Origin of the sequence: Algoriphagus marinus (assembly GCF_001936475.1) — a bacterium.
Taxonomy (GTDB): Bacteria; Bacteroidota; Bacteroidia; order Cytophagales; family Cyclobacteriaceae; genus Algoriphagus; species Algoriphagus marinus.
In genome coordinates this window covers 117,238-132,629 of record NZ_MSPQ01000009.1, presented here as the reverse complement: position 1 = coordinate 132,629, position 15,392 = coordinate 117,238, and the positions used below count along the sequence as shown (strand labels likewise).

Here is a 15,392-nt window from a genome sequence, read left to right as displayed (position 1 = left end):
AAAATGGCTATAAAAGTTTACGGTATAAAAAACTGCAATACGATGAAGAAGGCCTTTGACTTTCTTCAGGAAAAAGGTGTTGATTACGAATTCATTGATTATAAAAAGCAAAAACCCACAGCTGATTTATTGGATGGGTTTTTAGAAAAAACTGAGTTAGGTAAATTGGTAAATAAGCAGGGGACTACTTTCAGAAAAATGTCCGATGATCAAAAAGTAGCTTTGGAAAAGAAAGAAACAGCTATTCCAATTTTAATTGAGAATTCTAGTATGATCAAAAGACCGGTAATAGTTTATACGGATGGTTCTTTGACATTAGGATTTGATCAGGATCAGATTAATTCGAAAATCTCTCAATAAACGATAGTGTCGGTTGCCAATTTTGGTAGCAAATAATCCCCGGTTTCCAATTCAAAAGAAAAACGTACTTTTTCTTGATTGGAGGCCGGGGTTTTAAATACATATACTTTTTCCAGGGTAGGATGCCCATTCAGTAAACTCAAACTTTCCATGGAAATGGCTGTGGAATTCAAATAGAGTAATTTGAGATTTGTACAGTTTTTCAGTGAGGATAAATTTTCACCGGATATTTCAAGACCATTGAGTTTCAAAACGGTAATATTCGAGGAGGTTCCTATCAACTCAAGAATTGCTTGTGTTGCCTTGGATCCACTCAAATCTAAATACGCTATGTGATCGGAAACTGAATTGAGCAATTCCCAGTCTTTATCCTCAAATGCAGGGAAGTTGATGCAGCTAACTCGAAGTAATGGATTGTCCAAGGCAATATTTTCAATGAAAAACCCCTTCTCTCGTAATTTTGAAAGTGTATCTGAGGAGATTGATTTAAGAGTGGTTTTAGGATAAAATGGAAATTCCTCCTTTGCGAAGAATTGAGAAATTAAGCTGGTTGAAACTTTGGAATCTCCCAGTGTTTGATCCATTGATCCCCCGCTTTCTATCCAAGCTTTGATTAATTCGATCTCTGCTTTTCGCGGTTGTCTTTTTTCTTTAGGAGGCATATGCTCCTCATCCTCTTTTGGAAGGATTAAGCGCGAAAAGAGCTTACTGTTTTCAGCATTACCTTGATTCACTATTTTGCCATTTTCACCTCCTTCTAACAATCCTTTTGCAGAAGTTAAATCCATGTCTCCTTTCAGATTTTTTGGATTGTGGCAAGAAGTACAATTGTGATTAAGAATAGGCTGAATTGCTCCATCAAAAAATGCGATTTCTTCCCAGTTTTCAGTAGGTAGTTCTAAAGGTTTGGACTGTTCAATCTCGATTCCCAGAAAGCTCTGCAAACCCGAAGGCAAAACTTCAAACAAATAATCATCTCCATGAGTGATATTGCCCCCAAAGTGCCCTGTAAGGATCAAGATTAATAAGAGCCCACTGGAATGGATTTTTCTGTTTTTTGTGATATCAGGGTTTCTTCTAAATGAAAAATAAAGCCAAGCAGAAAATGCAACTGTGCACCAACCTAAAATCAAATGGATTTGAACTGAGTCCCAAGTATATCCTTCGTGCTGATATTGGAGAAATCCGGAAATGGCAGAAAGAAAGGCGAAAACAGTTCCGGTAAGAAAAGTAATTGGAATCACATTGCTGAAATTGGTCTTTCCCTTTTTGGAGAGAAAAATCAGCAGCACAGCAAAGAATAAAATTCCGATTGGTAAATGGACGAAAAGAGGGTGAAATCTGCCAAAAAGCGGTAAGAGAAAATCCATTTGGCTAGGCTAAAATTGAGTGAATTAATTCTCCCTCTACATCGGTCAATCGGAATGGGCGACCCTGAAAATCATAAGTAAACTGCTCGTGATCAAAACCCATCAGATGCAAAATCGAAGCATGGATATCATGAACAGAAACTCGCTCATCAAGCCCTGCGAAACCAAAATCATCTGTGATTCCATAGCTAGCTCCTTTTTTAATTCCTCCTCCTGCCATCCACATGGTAAAGGCATCGCCGTGGTGATCACGACCTTTCCATCCCTGAACTTTCCCTTCTCGATTTTCTTGCATTGGAGTCCGGCCAAACTCCCCACCCCAAACAACAAGTGTTTCTTCCAGAAGTCCTCTTTGCTTCAAATCCAATAAAAGTGCAGTTATCGGTCGGTCTATTTCCTGGCATTTTTGCCGAAGGCCGGAATCTATTGATCCTTCTTTTGAGGTGCCATGAGTATCCCAGCCCCAATCGTAAAGCTGAACAAAGCGAACCCCTTTTTCCACTAATTTTCTTGCCAACAGGCAATTGTTTGCAAATGATTCCTCACCGGGTTTTGTACCATATAGCTCTTGAATCGCCGCTGGTTCATCATTGATGTTCATCACTTCCGGAACTTCGATTTGCATACGATATGCCATCTCATATTGATTGATCCGAGCTAAGATTTCGGGATCACCGAAGTCCTTGAAGCTTTCTTCATTTGCCGAATTAATGGCTTGAATGACTGATTTTTTCATATCTCTTGTCATGCCTTCTGGATCCTGAAGGTATAATACCGGATCGCCTTTTGATCGGCATTGTACTCCTTGATAGACAGATGGCAAGAACCCAGAACCCCAGACGCTTTTGCCAGCATCAGGAGTTTTTCCGCCTGATGTCAGAACTACAAAGCCTGGTAAATTTTTGTTCTCGGTGCCCAGCCCATAAGTTACCCAGCTTCCAATACTAGGTCTCCCAAGTCTAGGGCTTCCAGTCTGCATAAATAATTGTGCAGGACCATGATTAAACTGGTCGGTGTGAACGGCTTTCAGAAATGCGACTTCATCTACTACCGAAGAAAAATGGGGTAAATAATCTGATACCCAAGCGCCTGATTGACCATGCTGAGAAAATTTGGCTTGTGGCCCTAGGATATTTGGAACACCGCGGATAAATGCGAATTGACGGCCTTCCAATAAGGATTCCGGGCAGGCTTTCCCATCGTATTTGACTAATTCAGGTTTGTAATCAAACAACTCCAATTGCGAAGGAGCTCCTGCCATATGGAGGTAAATGATTGATTTGGCTTTTGGTGCAAATGGAGGTGGGAGTGGAGCCAAAGGATTTAAATCACGATCTGAAAGATTTAATCCCTGGGATTTTTTGATAGTTCCTGGTTCGCAACCAAATAGCAGCGGTGCCATCGCAAGTCCTCCTACTTTGCTCACACAATCCATCAGGAAATGCCTTCTGGTTTGATTCTGTAGTTTTTGTTGCGAAAACTCATTCAGTAGCCTTTCGAGTTGATTCATATCAGGGCCTGGTTAGAAATTCATCCAAATTCAAAAAAGCATTTGCCACTAAAGACATAGCTGCTAACTCTGGAGTCACTTTTTGATCCTTAAATCCAAAGAAGTTTTCAAGCAATTCAGGACGATTTTGATATTCTGAAAGTCCTTGTTTGTAAAGCGATATCATTGCTTCTGACTTTGTTTTTGAAATTTCACTTAAAAGTAATTTGGAATAGCCAAATGAAATGGCGGATTTTGGATCTGTCGGATTGGATTCAATCATTTCCTTTGCCAAATGGAAAGAAGCCTCGAGAAAAACCGGATCATTCAAAGTAACCAAAGCCTGAAGTGGTGTATTCGTTACGATCCTTCTACTAAGGCAAACTTCTCGACTTCCTGCATCAAAAGTGACCATGGATGGATAAGGACTGGTACGTTTTAAAAAGGTATAAATTCCTCTTCTGTACCGATCTTCTCCTTCGGCTTCTACCCATGACTCACCATTGTAGACAGTCTGCCAAATCCCTTCGGGTTGCGGAGGCATGACAGGCTTTCCATACATTTTTGAACTGAGCAATCCACTTACAGCCAGCGCTTGGTCTCTCACTTGCTCTGCTGAGAGTCTTATTCTTGGACCTCTAGCATACCATTTGTTTTGAGGGTCTGCTGCGAAAAGCTCCGGAGACAAAGCTGATTTTTGCTTGTAAGTTTCAGAAGTAACGATCTCACGAATGAGCTTCTTCATGCTCCAATCATAGTCATTCATAACTTTCCAAGCCAAATAATCCAGTAATTCAGGATGAGAGGGAGGGTCTGACTGGGTTCCCATATCTTCCAGTGTACTCACTATTCCTCTTCCAAAAAGTTGATCCCAAATTCGATTTACCAGCGTCCTTGCAGTTAATGGATTTTGATTATCTACCAGCCACTCTGCGAATCCCAATCTATCCTGTCTCCATTCTTTCCCGCTGGGATTTAAACTCTCCGGAATCCTAGGACTAACTTTTTCACCAGTTATCATCCAATTTCCACGTTCAAAAACATGGGTCTCTCGACTCATAAAAGTCGGGTTTTCAACTAGAATAGGCACAGTGGTGGGCTTAGCCGCAATTAAGTTTTCCCAATTATTCTGGACTTTTTCGAAGCCATTTTTTTCTTTCCCCGGCAATGAGGGTACAAAAGCAAACCAAACGACAGCAATAGCATTCTGTTCTGTTTTAGCTTTTGGACTTTTTATCTCCAGGTATAAATCTTGTTTCCCTGAAAGTTTAGGGAAAGAAATAGTTCGAGTTGCTTTTGCGGATTTATTTATTGGGATAGTACTCAGGATCTCTCCCTCTGGACCATCTTTTCGGATGGTTAGAGTACTCCCATCCACCTCAGACCAATAATTCATAAGAAGTTGATCTGCTTCTTGCGTATCTATATTTCGGAGGTAGCAGGACCCATCGGCTTGCATTCCAAGCCATTTGGTATCAATCAATTCAGCTTTGACAAAGTCCTCGGCAATATGAGCTGCGTATTTTGGCTCTTGGAAAGTCAGAAAATTTTTGATTCGAATAGCTTCTTTTTCACTTTGATTTTCACTTACCCAATGGACTATTTGATTTAGTCTTTCCTGATCCTCTGATTCATAAAAACGAAGCTTAGGTTCTTCATCATGAGTGTCCTCGTCTCGACTATTGTTGAAAAAAGCAGTGGACTGATAAAATTCCTCGTGGCGAATCGGATCATAAGGATGGCTATGGCACTGCACACATGCCATGGTAGTGCTTTGCCAAACCTCATAAGTAGTACTCACCCGGTCGAGTACCGCTGCTACACGGAATTCTTCATCATAGGTACCGCCCTCGTCATTGTTCATGGTATTGCGGTGAAAAGCCGTAGCGGCTAGTTGATCTGTGGTAGGATTAGGCAGTAAGTCTCCAGCCAGCTGCTCAATTGTAAATTCATCAAAAGGTTTGTCGGAATTGAATGCTCGAATGACCCAGTCCCGATAAGGCCACATCGTCCTAGTGACATCCCGCTCGTAGCCTTTGGTGTCAGCATATCTTGCTAGATCCAACCACCACGATGCCCATTTTTCCCCAAAAGAAGGCGAAGCTAGAAGTTGATCAATGGCAGTATCATAAGAGATTCTACCGGATTGGATTGATTGGATCATTTCCTCAGTAGGAGGTAAGCCTGTGATGTCGAGCGCTGCTCTTCGAATCAAGTGAGATATATCTGCTTGCTCAGAAGGTTGGAGATTTAACTCTTCCAACTTTTTTCTAACATAGAAATCAATGGGCTTGAGTGCTTTTGGGTCGTTAGTATTCCCCAATGAAGCAGTAGAAGAGTTTAGAGGAAGGGTTGGTTCTGCTACCGGAGTGTAGGCCCAATGATCTCCCCATTTGGCGCCTTGGCGGATCCAAGTTTTAAGGAGTTCAATTTCTTCTTCGGATAATGGGGGTTTTTGATAAGGCATCCTTAGCTCAGGATCACTTTCGGTAAGTCTTCGGATTAGCTCGCTTCCGTTGGGATTCCCTGGAATTATTGCAGGATGACCTGATTCGGTATTTCCTAAGGCCTCTTCTTCAAATAGGAGCGAAAATCCCCCATTCTTTTTTACACCTCCGTGACAAGTGATGCAGTGGGTGTTGAGTATAGGTTTGATTTGCGTACTGAAATCAATCTTATCTTCTTTCGTCCAAAAGAAGATAAGTAGTGAAACTCCAAGTAAAACAGATAGAAGGATAGCTATTCGCTCGCGGGTCATACCAATTAATGATTCTCCCTAAAATAGCGAAATTGGTCGATTTAGGAAAACATCAAAAAGTTGAATTGATCTGAAAAAATAAAGCTCGATGGATTCGAGCTTTTTAAAAGAAGAGTTAATTCTTTGAGGGGAAGAAGTCAGGTAAATTTTTAAGAATATCGGACGTCATCGCATTCAGGTCGTAATCAGGACTCCAGCCCCAATCTTTTCGAGCAAAGCTATCGTCTATGCTATCCGGCCATGAATCTGCTATGGCTTGTCTGAAATCAGGATTATAGGCGATTTTGAAATCCGGGAAGAAAGGCAGAATACTCTGATAAATCTCTTCTGGTGTAAAACTCATCGCCGCTAGATTGTAGCTAGATCTGATTTTGACGGACTCTCTGGGAGCATTCATCAAGTCCATTGTAGCCTTGATGGCATCTGGCATATACATCATAGGAAGTGAGGTGTCTGATTTTAAAAAGCAGTTAAAATCAGTTCCAGCGATAGCCTTGTGGTAGATATCCACTGCATAGTCAGTGGTACCTCCGCCTGGTAAGGATTTATATCCGATCAAACCTGGATACCTGAGACTTCTTACATCGACATTGAATTTTTGAAAATAATATTCACACCATCGTTCTCCGGCTTGTTTACTGATTCCATATACGGTATTTGGCTCTTTGACGCAATATTGCGGTGTGTTGATTTTTGGAGTATTTGGTCCAAAAACTGCAATTGAAGAAGGCCAGTATACTTTGTCTAATTTAAATTCATTGGCCAGTTCTAATACAAAAAGGAGACTTTCCATGTTCAAATGCCAAGCAAAGATTGGTTTTTTTTCTCCTGTGGCAGATAATACAGCAGCAAGATGATAAATCTGAGATACTTTCTCATTCTTGACCAGATTCCTCAAAGCCTCTTTATTCATGACATCCAAAACTTCAAATCTGCAATAATCAAACTTCGATCTGGCTGATTCCTGGAGGTCTGTTGCGATAACTGATTCTGATCCAAAGAGATCAGTGAGGGATTTGGTTAATTCTGAACCAAGCTGTCCGGCTGCGCCGATAACAAGAATTTTTTCCATGAAGAGGCTTTCAAAATCACCCAAAGTTATGCTTTAGGTTTTTGTTTATATTTGGGTTTGCTAGCGCAAAAGTAAGAAAAATCAATTCTCTTTATGGGGTTTTTGACGAATGGAAACCCCTGTTTTTGCATCATTTATAGACCAAATATTCATGTACGATTCATTAAAACCCAAATTAGAACAAGAATTAAAAGAAATAGAGGCTGCTGGATTATTTAAAAAGGAGCGAGTGATCACCTCTCCACAGGCTGCCGAGATCACAATTTTAGGTGGTAAGCATGTTCTCAACTTTTGTGCAAATAATTATCTAGGGCTTTCTTCCCATCCTAAAGTGGTGGAGGCTGCTAAAGCTGCAATAGATTCTCATGGATATGGGATGTCTTCAGTCCGTTTTATTTGTGGAACCCAAGACATTCATAAAGAATTGGAGCGGAAAATTTCTGAATTTTTAGGGACTGAAGACACCATTCTTTATGCTGCTGCTTTTGATGCCAATGGTGGTGTTTTCGAACCGATTTTTGGTGCAGAAGATGCCATTATTTCAGATGCACTTAACCATGCTTCGATTATTGATGGAGTTCGGCTTTGTAAAGCCATGCGATTTCGATATGAGCACAATAACATGGAAGATTTAGAAAAACAATTGAAGGATGCAGTTGCAAAAGGAGCAAAACAAAAAATCATTGTGACTGACGGAGTGTTTTCAATGGATGGCACGATCGCACAATTGGATAAAATTGTAGCTCTTGCAGAAAAATATGATGCACTGGTAATGTCAGACGAATGTCATTCTACAGGCTTTATGGGTAAGAGAGGACGCGGAGTTCATGAACATTGCGATGTCATGGGTAAAATTGATATTATCACCGGAACTTTAGGTAAAGCGCTGGGAGGTGCATCGGGAGGATTTACTTCTGGTAGAAAAGAGATTATTGAAATTTTGAGACAGCGATCACGACCATATCTATTTTCAAATACTTTGGCTCCATCTATTACCGGAGCATCAATTGCTGTTTTAGATTTGTTGTCTGAGACTACCGAGTTACGGGATAAGCTTGAATCAAATACGGCTTATTTTAGAGAAAAAATGAATGCGGCTGGATTTGACATTAAACCCGGTACTCATCCCATTGTTCCAGTAATGCTCTATGATGCTGTACTTTCTCAAAAAATGGCAGAGAAGCTTTTAGAAAAAGGCATTTATGTGATAGGATTTTATTTTCCTGTGGTGCCTAAGGGGCAAGCAAGAATTAGAGTTCAAATTTCCGCAGGACACGAAAGAGAACATTTGGATAAAGCAATTAATGCATTTATAGAAGTTGGAAAAGAGCTAGGTGTGATTTAAGCTCTATTATATTCTAAACATAAAAGGCAGTGAATTCACTGCCTTTTATGTTTTACTGGTCATTGCAAGTTTTCGTTTCTTCTTCAACTCATATTCCTGAATATCCTCGAATCGACTATCTACCTCCTCGTTATTTAAGTAATCATTGATTGTTTCTCGAATCTCCTGAAACGACATGTTATGTAAGACTTTGCCATTTTTTGTCATAGAGAGTTGCCCTGTCTCTTCAGATACAACTAGTACTATGGCGTCTGTTGCTTCTGACATTCCTATTGCAGCACGGTGCCTCAATCCAAACTGTGCCGGCACCTCTCGTTCTGTAACTGGAAGGATACATCTCGCAGCTTTGATTTTACCATTGTGAATGATAACAGCTCCGTCATGAAGTGGGCTATACTTATTGAAAATAGAAATCAATAATCTCTTGGATAATTCGGCATCCAATATATCTCCGCTTTCAGCATAAAACTTCAACTCTGTACTTTTGGATATTACAATGAGTGCACCTGTGTTACTTCCAGCCAATACCTTTGAGGCATCTACTATTGGACTGATATTAAATGTCCCATTTTCTCTTTTTTTCCAAAAGAATAGAAGGTCTTTCCAGATGTTGTCATTAGACAGGAATGAAGATCTTCCGATTAGGAGAAGGAATTTTCTGATTTCTGGTGCAAAAATTATAATTGCTGCGATCACACCAACTCCCATGAATTGACCTAAAATAGAGGAGAGGAGCTCCATTCTAAGTGCTCTTACAAGCAAATAAATCAAATAAATAGATAGAAAGCCCAGAAAAATCTTGATAGCAACACTGCCTTTAAGAAGTTTATAGACTTGGTACAGCAATGCCGCCACCAAGGCAATATCTATCATATTGACAATGGAGATTTCTAAGAAACCTATTTTAAAAAGTAAGCTCAATTTATTGGGTATAAAATGTTATATAAATCTATAGTTTGTTTAGCTTCTTTAACGTCATGCACTCTAAGTAAGTTTGCTCCTTTGGATAAAGCAAACATATGAAGTGCGGTAGATCCATTTAAAGCATCTGTTGGATCAATTTCCAGCGTTTTGTAAATCATTGATTTTCTAGAGACACCCGCCAAAATAGGAACTCCGAGAACTTTGAATAATTCAATGTTTCTCAATATCCAAAAATTTTGGGGAATGGTCTTAGCAAATCCAAAACCTGGATCAATTATTACATCATTGATGCCAAACTTTTTAAATTCTTCCAGTTTTTTAGCGAAATAGTGCATTATTTCTACTAAAATATCTGAATAATCAGTTTGACTCTGCATGGTTTTAGGATTCCCCTTCATATGCATAGCGATGTATGGAGCTTTTAATTTCCCAACCGTAGCCAACATATTGGGATCTAGTTCCCCTGCTGAAATATCATTTACTATATGAGCTCCTTCTCTAATTGCAGATTCGGCAACATTACCTCTAAAAGTATCAATAGAAATCAATGTTTCTGGGTGATTTTTGGAAACCCAAGTCACAATCGGTAAAACACGATCTTCTTCTTCCTGAATGGAAATTTCAGAAGCGCCTGGCCTAGTACTATATCCCCCCAAATCCACAATATCTGCCCCTTCTGAAATGTGCTTTTCAATTAGTTTAATTGCAGTCTCCAATGTGTTGTAAGTCCTACTTCCTGAATAAAAAGAATCAGGTGTTAGATTAACAATTCCCATTATCTGAGGTCTTTTCCAATTTAAAAGCCTCCCGTTGATTTGAAATGTATATTTTTGGGGAAATAATTTATCTTCGAAATAAGAAGCGTAATCCGGATCGGGAATCATAAAAATTAATCACTTTGGAGAATCAAACTAGTAACGAATATAATCAAGTTATCAGTCGATGTAAAGAATTATTCAGGAAGAAAACCTTAGATTATGGTACAGCCTGGAGAATTTTGCGGCTTCCCTCAATAACTGATCAGATCTTTATAAAGGCTCAGCGAATAAGGTCAATTCAAGAAAAAGGATTACAAAAGGTGGGTGATCCTGTAGTAGATGAATTTGTGGGGATTGTAAATTACTGCATTATTGCATTGCTTCAAATCAGTTTTAAGGATGATCCTCTTATGGAAATTCCATTTGACATCATTGAACCAAAGTATGATCAATGGGTGAATGATACGAGAGCTCTATTGGAAAATAAAAATCATGATTATGGAGAAGCATGGAGGGAAATGCGGGTGAGTTCCATGACTGATATTATTCTGATGAAACTCCTAAGGGTAAAACAAATTGAAGATAATCAAGGACAAACATTGGTGTCTGAAGGTATCGAAGCAAACTATCAAGATATGATTAACTACGCTGTTTTCTGTTTAATTAAACTAGGCTATCATGATTAAAGATGGTTTTCTTTGGGTAATTAGGGTTCTTGTAGGAGGGCTATTTATCTTTTCTGGTTTGATTAAAGTCAACGATCCAGTTGGGACTTCGATAAAGTTGGAGGAGTACTTTGATGTTTTTTCAAATGATATTGCAGGTTTCTTTTTTTACCTAAAGCCATTTGCATTAGAGTTTGCTGTAATTCTGGTGGTTATCGAGGTAGTTCTTGGAGTGATGCTTATTCTTGGAGTCAAAAGCAGATTCACGGTTTGGGCGCTTACATTGATGATTTTGTTCTTTACTTTTTTGACATTCTTTTCTGCATACTTCAATAAAGTTACTGATTGTGGCTGTTTCGGAGATGCTATCAAACTGACTCCTTGGCAATCCTTCTACAAGGATTTAATTCTTTTGGTACTTATCGCAATCTTGTTTTTGTTTCAATTGGATCTACCCAAAAAGTCTCCTTTTTGGGCAAAAATTGTAACCGCAGTTTGTTTTGTTTTGTCTTTAGCACTTTCTGTTTTAGCCATTCGGAACCTTCCATTTATTGATTTTAGAGCATATAAAGTAGGGGTAAATATTCCTCAAAACATGCTTCCTTCTTCCCCGCTTCAGTATTCTTATGTCATGAAGAAGGATGGAGAATTGCTTACGTTCGATCAATATCCCTCTGATGAAACGTTGGAGTTTGTAGAGATGAATTTGAAAAACCCCGAAGCACTTCCCAAAATATCAGATTTTGCTGTTTGGAATGATGATGGAGACTTTTCTGCTGAAGTATTCACAGGGGATAAAGTATTGATTTTGGTAAGTAGTATGCTTAAAGTGAGTGATTCCAATCTAGAAGAAATCGATCAATTGATTAAAGATTTGAAGGATTCACCAATTCAACCAATTTTCGTGGCTGCTGCCTCACAAGAAGAAATTACTTCCTTTATGAGTGAAAGAGAATGGGGCATTCTTGGATTACAAGCAGATGCCACTGTGGTCAAGACGATGATAAGATCGAACCCTGGTATTATGCTGCTGAAAGACGGTAAAGTATTGGCTAAATATCATCATAATAACACTCCAACTTCAAGCGAAGTTTTGGATTTTTACATCAAATGAGCAAAGAGCTAAAAGTGGTTTTGGTTGGATTGCCAGGTTCTGGTAAGAGCACTTTCGGACGGCATTTAGCGTCTGTATTGAAATTCCCTTTTTATGATTTAGACCACTTAATTGAAAATCGATATAAGATGAAAATCCCCGATATTTTCTCGATCCACGGAGAGGGAGGATTTCGAAATTGGGAAACAGAGGTATTGGAAGATATATTGAACTTAAATGAATCTTTTGTTTTAGCCTCAGGAGGAGGGGCTCCCTGTTTCAATGGGAATATGGAACTTATAAATTCTAAATCTACCTCAGTGTATTTAGATGTTCCTTTGGAAGAGATATCAATTCGATTTGGAGCCTCAAGATCCCAGAATCGGCCCATGTTCTCAGATTTAGACCAAGGGGAGGTTATTTTGAAATTGAAAAGTCTATTGGTCGACCGTGACCATTTTTATAATCAAGCAAAAATAAAACTCAGCGGAGAAGATTTTTCCGCTGAGTTATTGATTTCTGAATTGATTCGATTAATTAAAAATTCAAACTAAGAGTTAAAACTCCATTTGTAAGACTATTCTTCAATTCAGTTACTGGACCGATATTATTTCCCGCATTATCCAGTACTTGATAACTGGAATATAGAGTGTTGAATTTTTGATTTACAATGGCGAAGTCAATTGAAAAAGAATTTAATCTTATTCCTAATCCACCTGATAGTTGCTGAGTACTTCTGTCATAGTCAGAATTTGCGATTGGATCACCATACAACGCATATCCACCTCTCAAGCTGAAATTACTGATTTTGTATTCTGCGCCTATTCTAAAATCGATGGTGCTCTTATAAATATTTTGAATTTCTAAATTATCAGGTCCTGGATTGAAACTGTTAGAATTCAAACGTGCAGCCGAATAATCAACCCAATCGACATCAGCAGAGATAAATCCATTCTTCCCTAAAAAGAAAGCTGCTCCACCCCCAACTTTCAAAGGAGTATTTAGACCAAATCGATTAATGAACACATCTGTGAATGCTTCTTGCCTTCCGAGTGTGACATCTTCTTGCTCAAAATAGTAATTGTCATAAAAAGCTAAATTACTTGCACTGTACTCTTCGTCTAACGTGTACCATGTCGGACTCTGAAAATTGAAACCAAGGTTCACGTAATCAATTGGTTTGTAAATCAATCCCAGATTAACATTTAATCCACTTCCATTTATAAAAAGATTTTCAGAAAGCGAAGAATTAATAAGAGGACCATCTATAAATTCTTCATTGTAGACTTTAAGCGAAGAATAATTTAAAGTTCGTATTCCCAGTGAACCACCAACGAAAAGTTTATGATTGAAATTGGCTCCATAGCTGAAAGTAAGTTGACTCGCAGATCCTTCTTGTCTCACATTTTCATCCTGAAAAGGAAATCCAGTAACAAAAGAGTCATAGACATCAGGATTTGGAATAGGATTGCCTTCATCATCAAAAGCAACCGGATTGATTTGATAAGTCTGATATGCTAAACCTGTTAAACCAAAAGATTCAATTTGATTTTCACGAATCCCAAATGAATCTTGAATGTAAAAGTCGATAATTGAGGTTTCTCCAATTTCATCGGAGAAATATCCATATTCAGTATTAAAGTTTGCAATTCGTTGGATGCTGACTCCAAAAGCCCCGCCCTTAAAAGCTCCCCTTTCAAGTTCACCCTTTGGTTTTGCAATTACTATACTGAGATTTGGAAGCGCAAAATTGCTTGTGTTGTAGCTTTTATTTTGATTGAGGTAAGTCGTCTCTACGCCCCAATCAGTAATACCTAAGGACACGCTTGCTTGAGATGATCTGAAGAATCCAAGCCCAGCAGGATTCCCGGCAACATTTGAAACATCTCCTCCTAGTGACCACTGCGTTCCACCTATAGCCATTATCCTTGCAGATCCAGCAGGCTTGTTTTGACTAAATCTATATGCGTCTTCAAAGTAACCACTTTGAGCATATCCTGATGAAATTGAAATAAGACAGAATAATACCAAAAAGGATGACCTCATTTAGAATTTGTTTAGTGTGATTAAATAACGGAATAAAGGGCTATTAGGCTGAAAATTATTCAAAAAAAAAGGGGAATTAATTCCCCCTTCCACCTCTTGATCCTCCAGAGCTGGCTCCGCCACCTCCGCTACTTCTTGATGCTCCTCCTCCAGAACTCATTCCTCCTCCTGAAGAACTCCGGCTTGGTGTGCTGTAATTAGAAGGAGAGGATGATCTTGTTGGAGTGCTATATGTTCTAGTATTTGTCCGACCTGGATTGTAGGTTGGACTTCCAGATCTGCTAGGAATAGTACTTCTGTTATATGATGGACTCGACGATCTGTTGTTATAAGCTGGACTGCTTGATCTTGTAGCCCCGCTTCTGCTAGGTCCTGTGTATGTTCTTGAATTAGATGGAATTGCTGATGGTCTCGCTGAAGGCATAGCGCTTCTTGTTCTGGTAACTGTCCTGTCCATTGCAGGAGAAGCTACATTTCTAGTACTTCCATTTGTGGCAACTCTAGATCTTGAATTTGAATAATAATCATTCTGTGAAGTTCCAAAATCTCTTGAAGTGGTTCTGGCATTATTAGCATTTGTCAATGATCTTCTAGAAGATGAACCGCTGTTTAAAACATCTCTTCTAGCCTGCGCTCTTGCTGTGCTTGGCTGGATTGCAGCATTAGAAGAGGACCTGGTAGCATTCGCCAAAGATGAACCTCTGGTTGGTCTAGCTCCAGTTACAACTCTTCTATCTCCATATTCACCACCAGGGATAACATAAATTGGTCTACCATACATAGGGTATCCCCATCCCGGATAACCACCGTAAATTGGCATTCCCCAACCCATTCCAATATTTGGTCCCCAAAATGGGTTGTAACCTCCAAAACCCATGCCGAATCCAAAACTCAAATTAAACCCAGGTCTGTAACCCCAGGAAGGACCCCAAAATGGGTCATAGAATCCTCTCATGCCCCATGGACTCATACCCCACGGACTCATCCATGGGTTCATCATTCCCATGCCATACATCATCCCCATATTGAAGGACATCGCAGGATTAAAACCGGAATTTCCCCCTGATCCGTTTACTCTAAAATTATTATAGGCATCGATATCTCCTTGATTGGCTTGATTTTCACCAACACCTGATTCATCAAAATACACTACACCTTCTTCTCCCTCTACTGTCTCAGTCTGGTATCGAGCAATGTAGTCAGGATTTACGTTTCTTGAACTGAAGTTTTCTTGAGAAAAGGCTTCTGGCTGTAAGCTAGAAAGTGATTCAAATTGCTCAGGATTATTATTTTGAACGGCAAACTCTGTCGCTACTTTAGCGTCAGATGCCATGAAGTATAGATTGTCTTGTTGGTTATTCATAGCCATCTTATTAGTGCTACAAGAGGCTAGAACTACTGCTCCTACAAGGAATGCTGACGTTTGAATTGAAAATTTCTTCATAATAGAAGTTGAATTAGTTACTCTGTTATACGTACACACAGACTAAGGGTTATTCTTTTTGGGTTATA

General features: G+C 39.2%; 13 protein-coding genes. 5 read left to right on the top strand and 8 right to left on the bottom strand.

All coding sequences use genetic code 11. From position 1 onward, the window contains the following. The first annotated feature begins 3 nt into the window (after positions 1-3). Entirely contained in the window at positions 4-360 is a 357-nt protein-coding gene (locus BVC88_RS15175) for a Spx/MgsR family RNA polymerase-binding regulatory protein (RefSeq protein WP_075351561.1), read from the top strand. Here the strand turns inward: BVC88_RS15175 and BVC88_RS15170 are convergent. The 4 genes from BVC88_RS15170 to BVC88_RS15155 form a co-directional block, all read right to left on the bottom strand. Beyond that, positions 354-1,730, bottom strand: coding sequence for a c-type cytochrome domain-containing protein (locus BVC88_RS15170; RefSeq protein ID WP_075351560.1), 1,377 nt, complete (start codon positions 1,728-1,730; stop codon positions 354-356). The genes BVC88_RS15175 and BVC88_RS15170 overlap by 7 nt on opposite strands. Positions 1,731-1,734: 4 nt before the next feature. Then, complete coding sequence (locus tag BVC88_RS15165) at positions 1,735-3,240, bottom strand: DUF1501 domain-containing protein (RefSeq protein ID WP_075351559.1); 1,506 nt, start codon at positions 3,238-3,240, stop codon at positions 1,735-1,737. Position 3,241: 1 nt separating this feature from the next. Continuing rightward, the gene (locus BVC88_RS15160) at positions 3,242-5,977 is read right to left on the bottom strand and encodes a DUF1553 domain-containing protein (RefSeq protein WP_075351558.1); all 2,736 of its coding nucleotides are present in this window, start codon (positions 5,975-5,977) and stop codon (positions 3,242-3,244) included. A gap of 115 nt (positions 5,978-6,092) precedes the next feature. Next, positions 6,093-7,049, bottom strand: a complete 957-nt coding sequence (locus BVC88_RS15155) for an NAD-dependent epimerase/dehydratase family protein (protein ID WP_075351557.1) — start codon at positions 7,047-7,049, stop codon at positions 6,093-6,095. Between the two features lie 151 nt (positions 7,050-7,200). Here BVC88_RS15155 and kbl point away from each other — a divergent pair, with 151 nt between their 5' ends. Then, positions 7,201-8,394, top strand: coding sequence for a glycine C-acetyltransferase (kbl, locus tag BVC88_RS15150; RefSeq protein ID WP_075351556.1), 1,194 nt, complete (start codon positions 7,201-7,203; stop codon positions 8,392-8,394). A 45-nt stretch (positions 8,395-8,439) separates the two neighbouring features. Here kbl and cdaA read toward each other — a convergent pair whose 3' ends face one another. Then, on the bottom strand, positions 8,440-9,315 hold the full coding sequence (cdaA, locus tag BVC88_RS15145) for a diadenylate cyclase CdaA (RefSeq protein WP_075351555.1): 876 nt from the start codon (positions 9,313-9,315) through the stop codon (positions 8,440-8,442). Then, positions 9,312-10,094, bottom strand: a complete 783-nt coding sequence (gene folP, locus BVC88_RS15140; protein WP_317044978.1) for a dihydropteroate synthase — start codon at positions 10,092-10,094, stop codon at positions 9,312-9,314. Before folP ends, cdaA begins: the two co-directional genes overlap by 4 nt. Before the next feature lie 122 nt (positions 10,095-10,216). Between folP and BVC88_RS15135 the strand changes: the two genes are divergently transcribed. Genes BVC88_RS15135 through BVC88_RS15125 form a run of 3 tightly spaced genes read left to right on the top strand, consistent with a single transcriptional unit; the run spans position 10,217 to position 12,388 of the window. Then, complete coding sequence (locus tag BVC88_RS15135) at positions 10,217-10,762, top strand: DUF1599 domain-containing protein (protein WP_075351553.1); 546 nt, start codon at positions 10,217-10,219, stop codon at positions 10,760-10,762. Next, positions 10,755-11,855, top strand: coding sequence for a BT_3928 family protein (locus tag BVC88_RS15130; protein WP_075351552.1), 1,101 nt, complete (start codon positions 10,755-10,757; stop codon positions 11,853-11,855). Before BVC88_RS15135 ends, BVC88_RS15130 begins: the two co-directional genes overlap by 8 nt. Continuing rightward, on the top strand, positions 11,852-12,388 hold the full coding sequence (locus BVC88_RS15125) for a shikimate kinase (RefSeq protein ID WP_075351551.1): 537 nt from the start codon (positions 11,852-11,854) through the stop codon (positions 12,386-12,388). The genes BVC88_RS15130 and BVC88_RS15125 overlap by 4 nt, the downstream gene beginning before the upstream one ends. Here the strand turns inward: BVC88_RS15125 and BVC88_RS15120 are convergent. After that, on the bottom strand, positions 12,372-13,880 hold the full coding sequence (locus BVC88_RS15120) for an OmpP1/FadL family transporter (protein WP_075351550.1): 1,509 nt from the start codon (positions 13,878-13,880) through the stop codon (positions 12,372-12,374). The two genes, BVC88_RS15125 and BVC88_RS15120, sit on opposite strands and share 17 nt — an antisense overlap. A gap of 76 nt (positions 13,881-13,956) precedes the next feature. After that, positions 13,957-15,324 (bottom strand): hypothetical protein, encoded by a 1,368-nt coding sequence (locus BVC88_RS15115; RefSeq protein WP_075351549.1) that lies wholly within the window; start codon positions 15,322-15,324, stop codon positions 13,957-13,959. Between the last annotated feature and the right edge of the window lie 68 nt (positions 15,325-15,392).

Excerpts from the sequence above, each read along its gene's own strand:
- BVC88_RS15120 (WP_075351550.1), bottom strand. The coding sequence starts at position 13,880 with ATGAGGTCATCCTTTTTGGTATTATTCTGTCTTATTTCAATTTCATCA.
- BVC88_RS15155 (WP_075351557.1), bottom strand. The coding sequence starts at position 7,049 with ATGGAAAAAATTCTTGTTATCGGCGCAGCCGGACAGCTTGGTTCAGAA.
- BVC88_RS15125 (WP_075351551.1), top strand. The coding sequence starts at position 11,852 with ATGAGCAAAGAGCTAAAAGTGGTTTTGGTTGGATTGCCAGGTTCTGGT.
- BVC88_RS15130 (WP_075351552.1), top strand. The coding sequence starts at position 10,755 with ATGATTAAAGATGGTTTTCTTTGGGTAATTAGGGTTCTTGTAGGAGGG.
- BVC88_RS15175 (WP_075351561.1), top strand. The coding sequence starts at position 4 with ATGGCTATAAAAGTTTACGGTATAAAAAACTGCAATACGATGAAGAAG.
- BVC88_RS15115 (WP_075351549.1), bottom strand. The coding sequence starts at position 15,324 with ATGAAGAAATTTTCAATTCAAACGTCAGCATTCCTTGTAGGAGCAGTA.
- BVC88_RS15160 (WP_075351558.1), bottom strand. The coding sequence starts at position 5,977 with ATGACCCGCGAGCGAATAGCTATCCTTCTATCTGTTTTACTTGGAGTT.
- BVC88_RS15165 (WP_075351559.1), bottom strand. The coding sequence starts at position 3,240 with ATGAATCAACTCGAAAGGCTACTGAATGAGTTTTCGCAACAAAAACTA.
- BVC88_RS15170 (WP_075351560.1), bottom strand. The coding sequence starts at position 1,730 with ATGGATTTTCTCTTACCGCTTTTTGGCAGATTTCACCCTCTTTTCGTC.
- folP (WP_317044978.1), bottom strand. The coding sequence starts at position 10,094 with ATGGGAATTGTTAATCTAACACCTGATTCTTTTTATTCAGGAAGTAGG.
- kbl (WP_075351556.1), top strand. The coding sequence starts at position 7,201 with ATGTACGATTCATTAAAACCCAAATTAGAACAAGAATTAAAAGAAATA.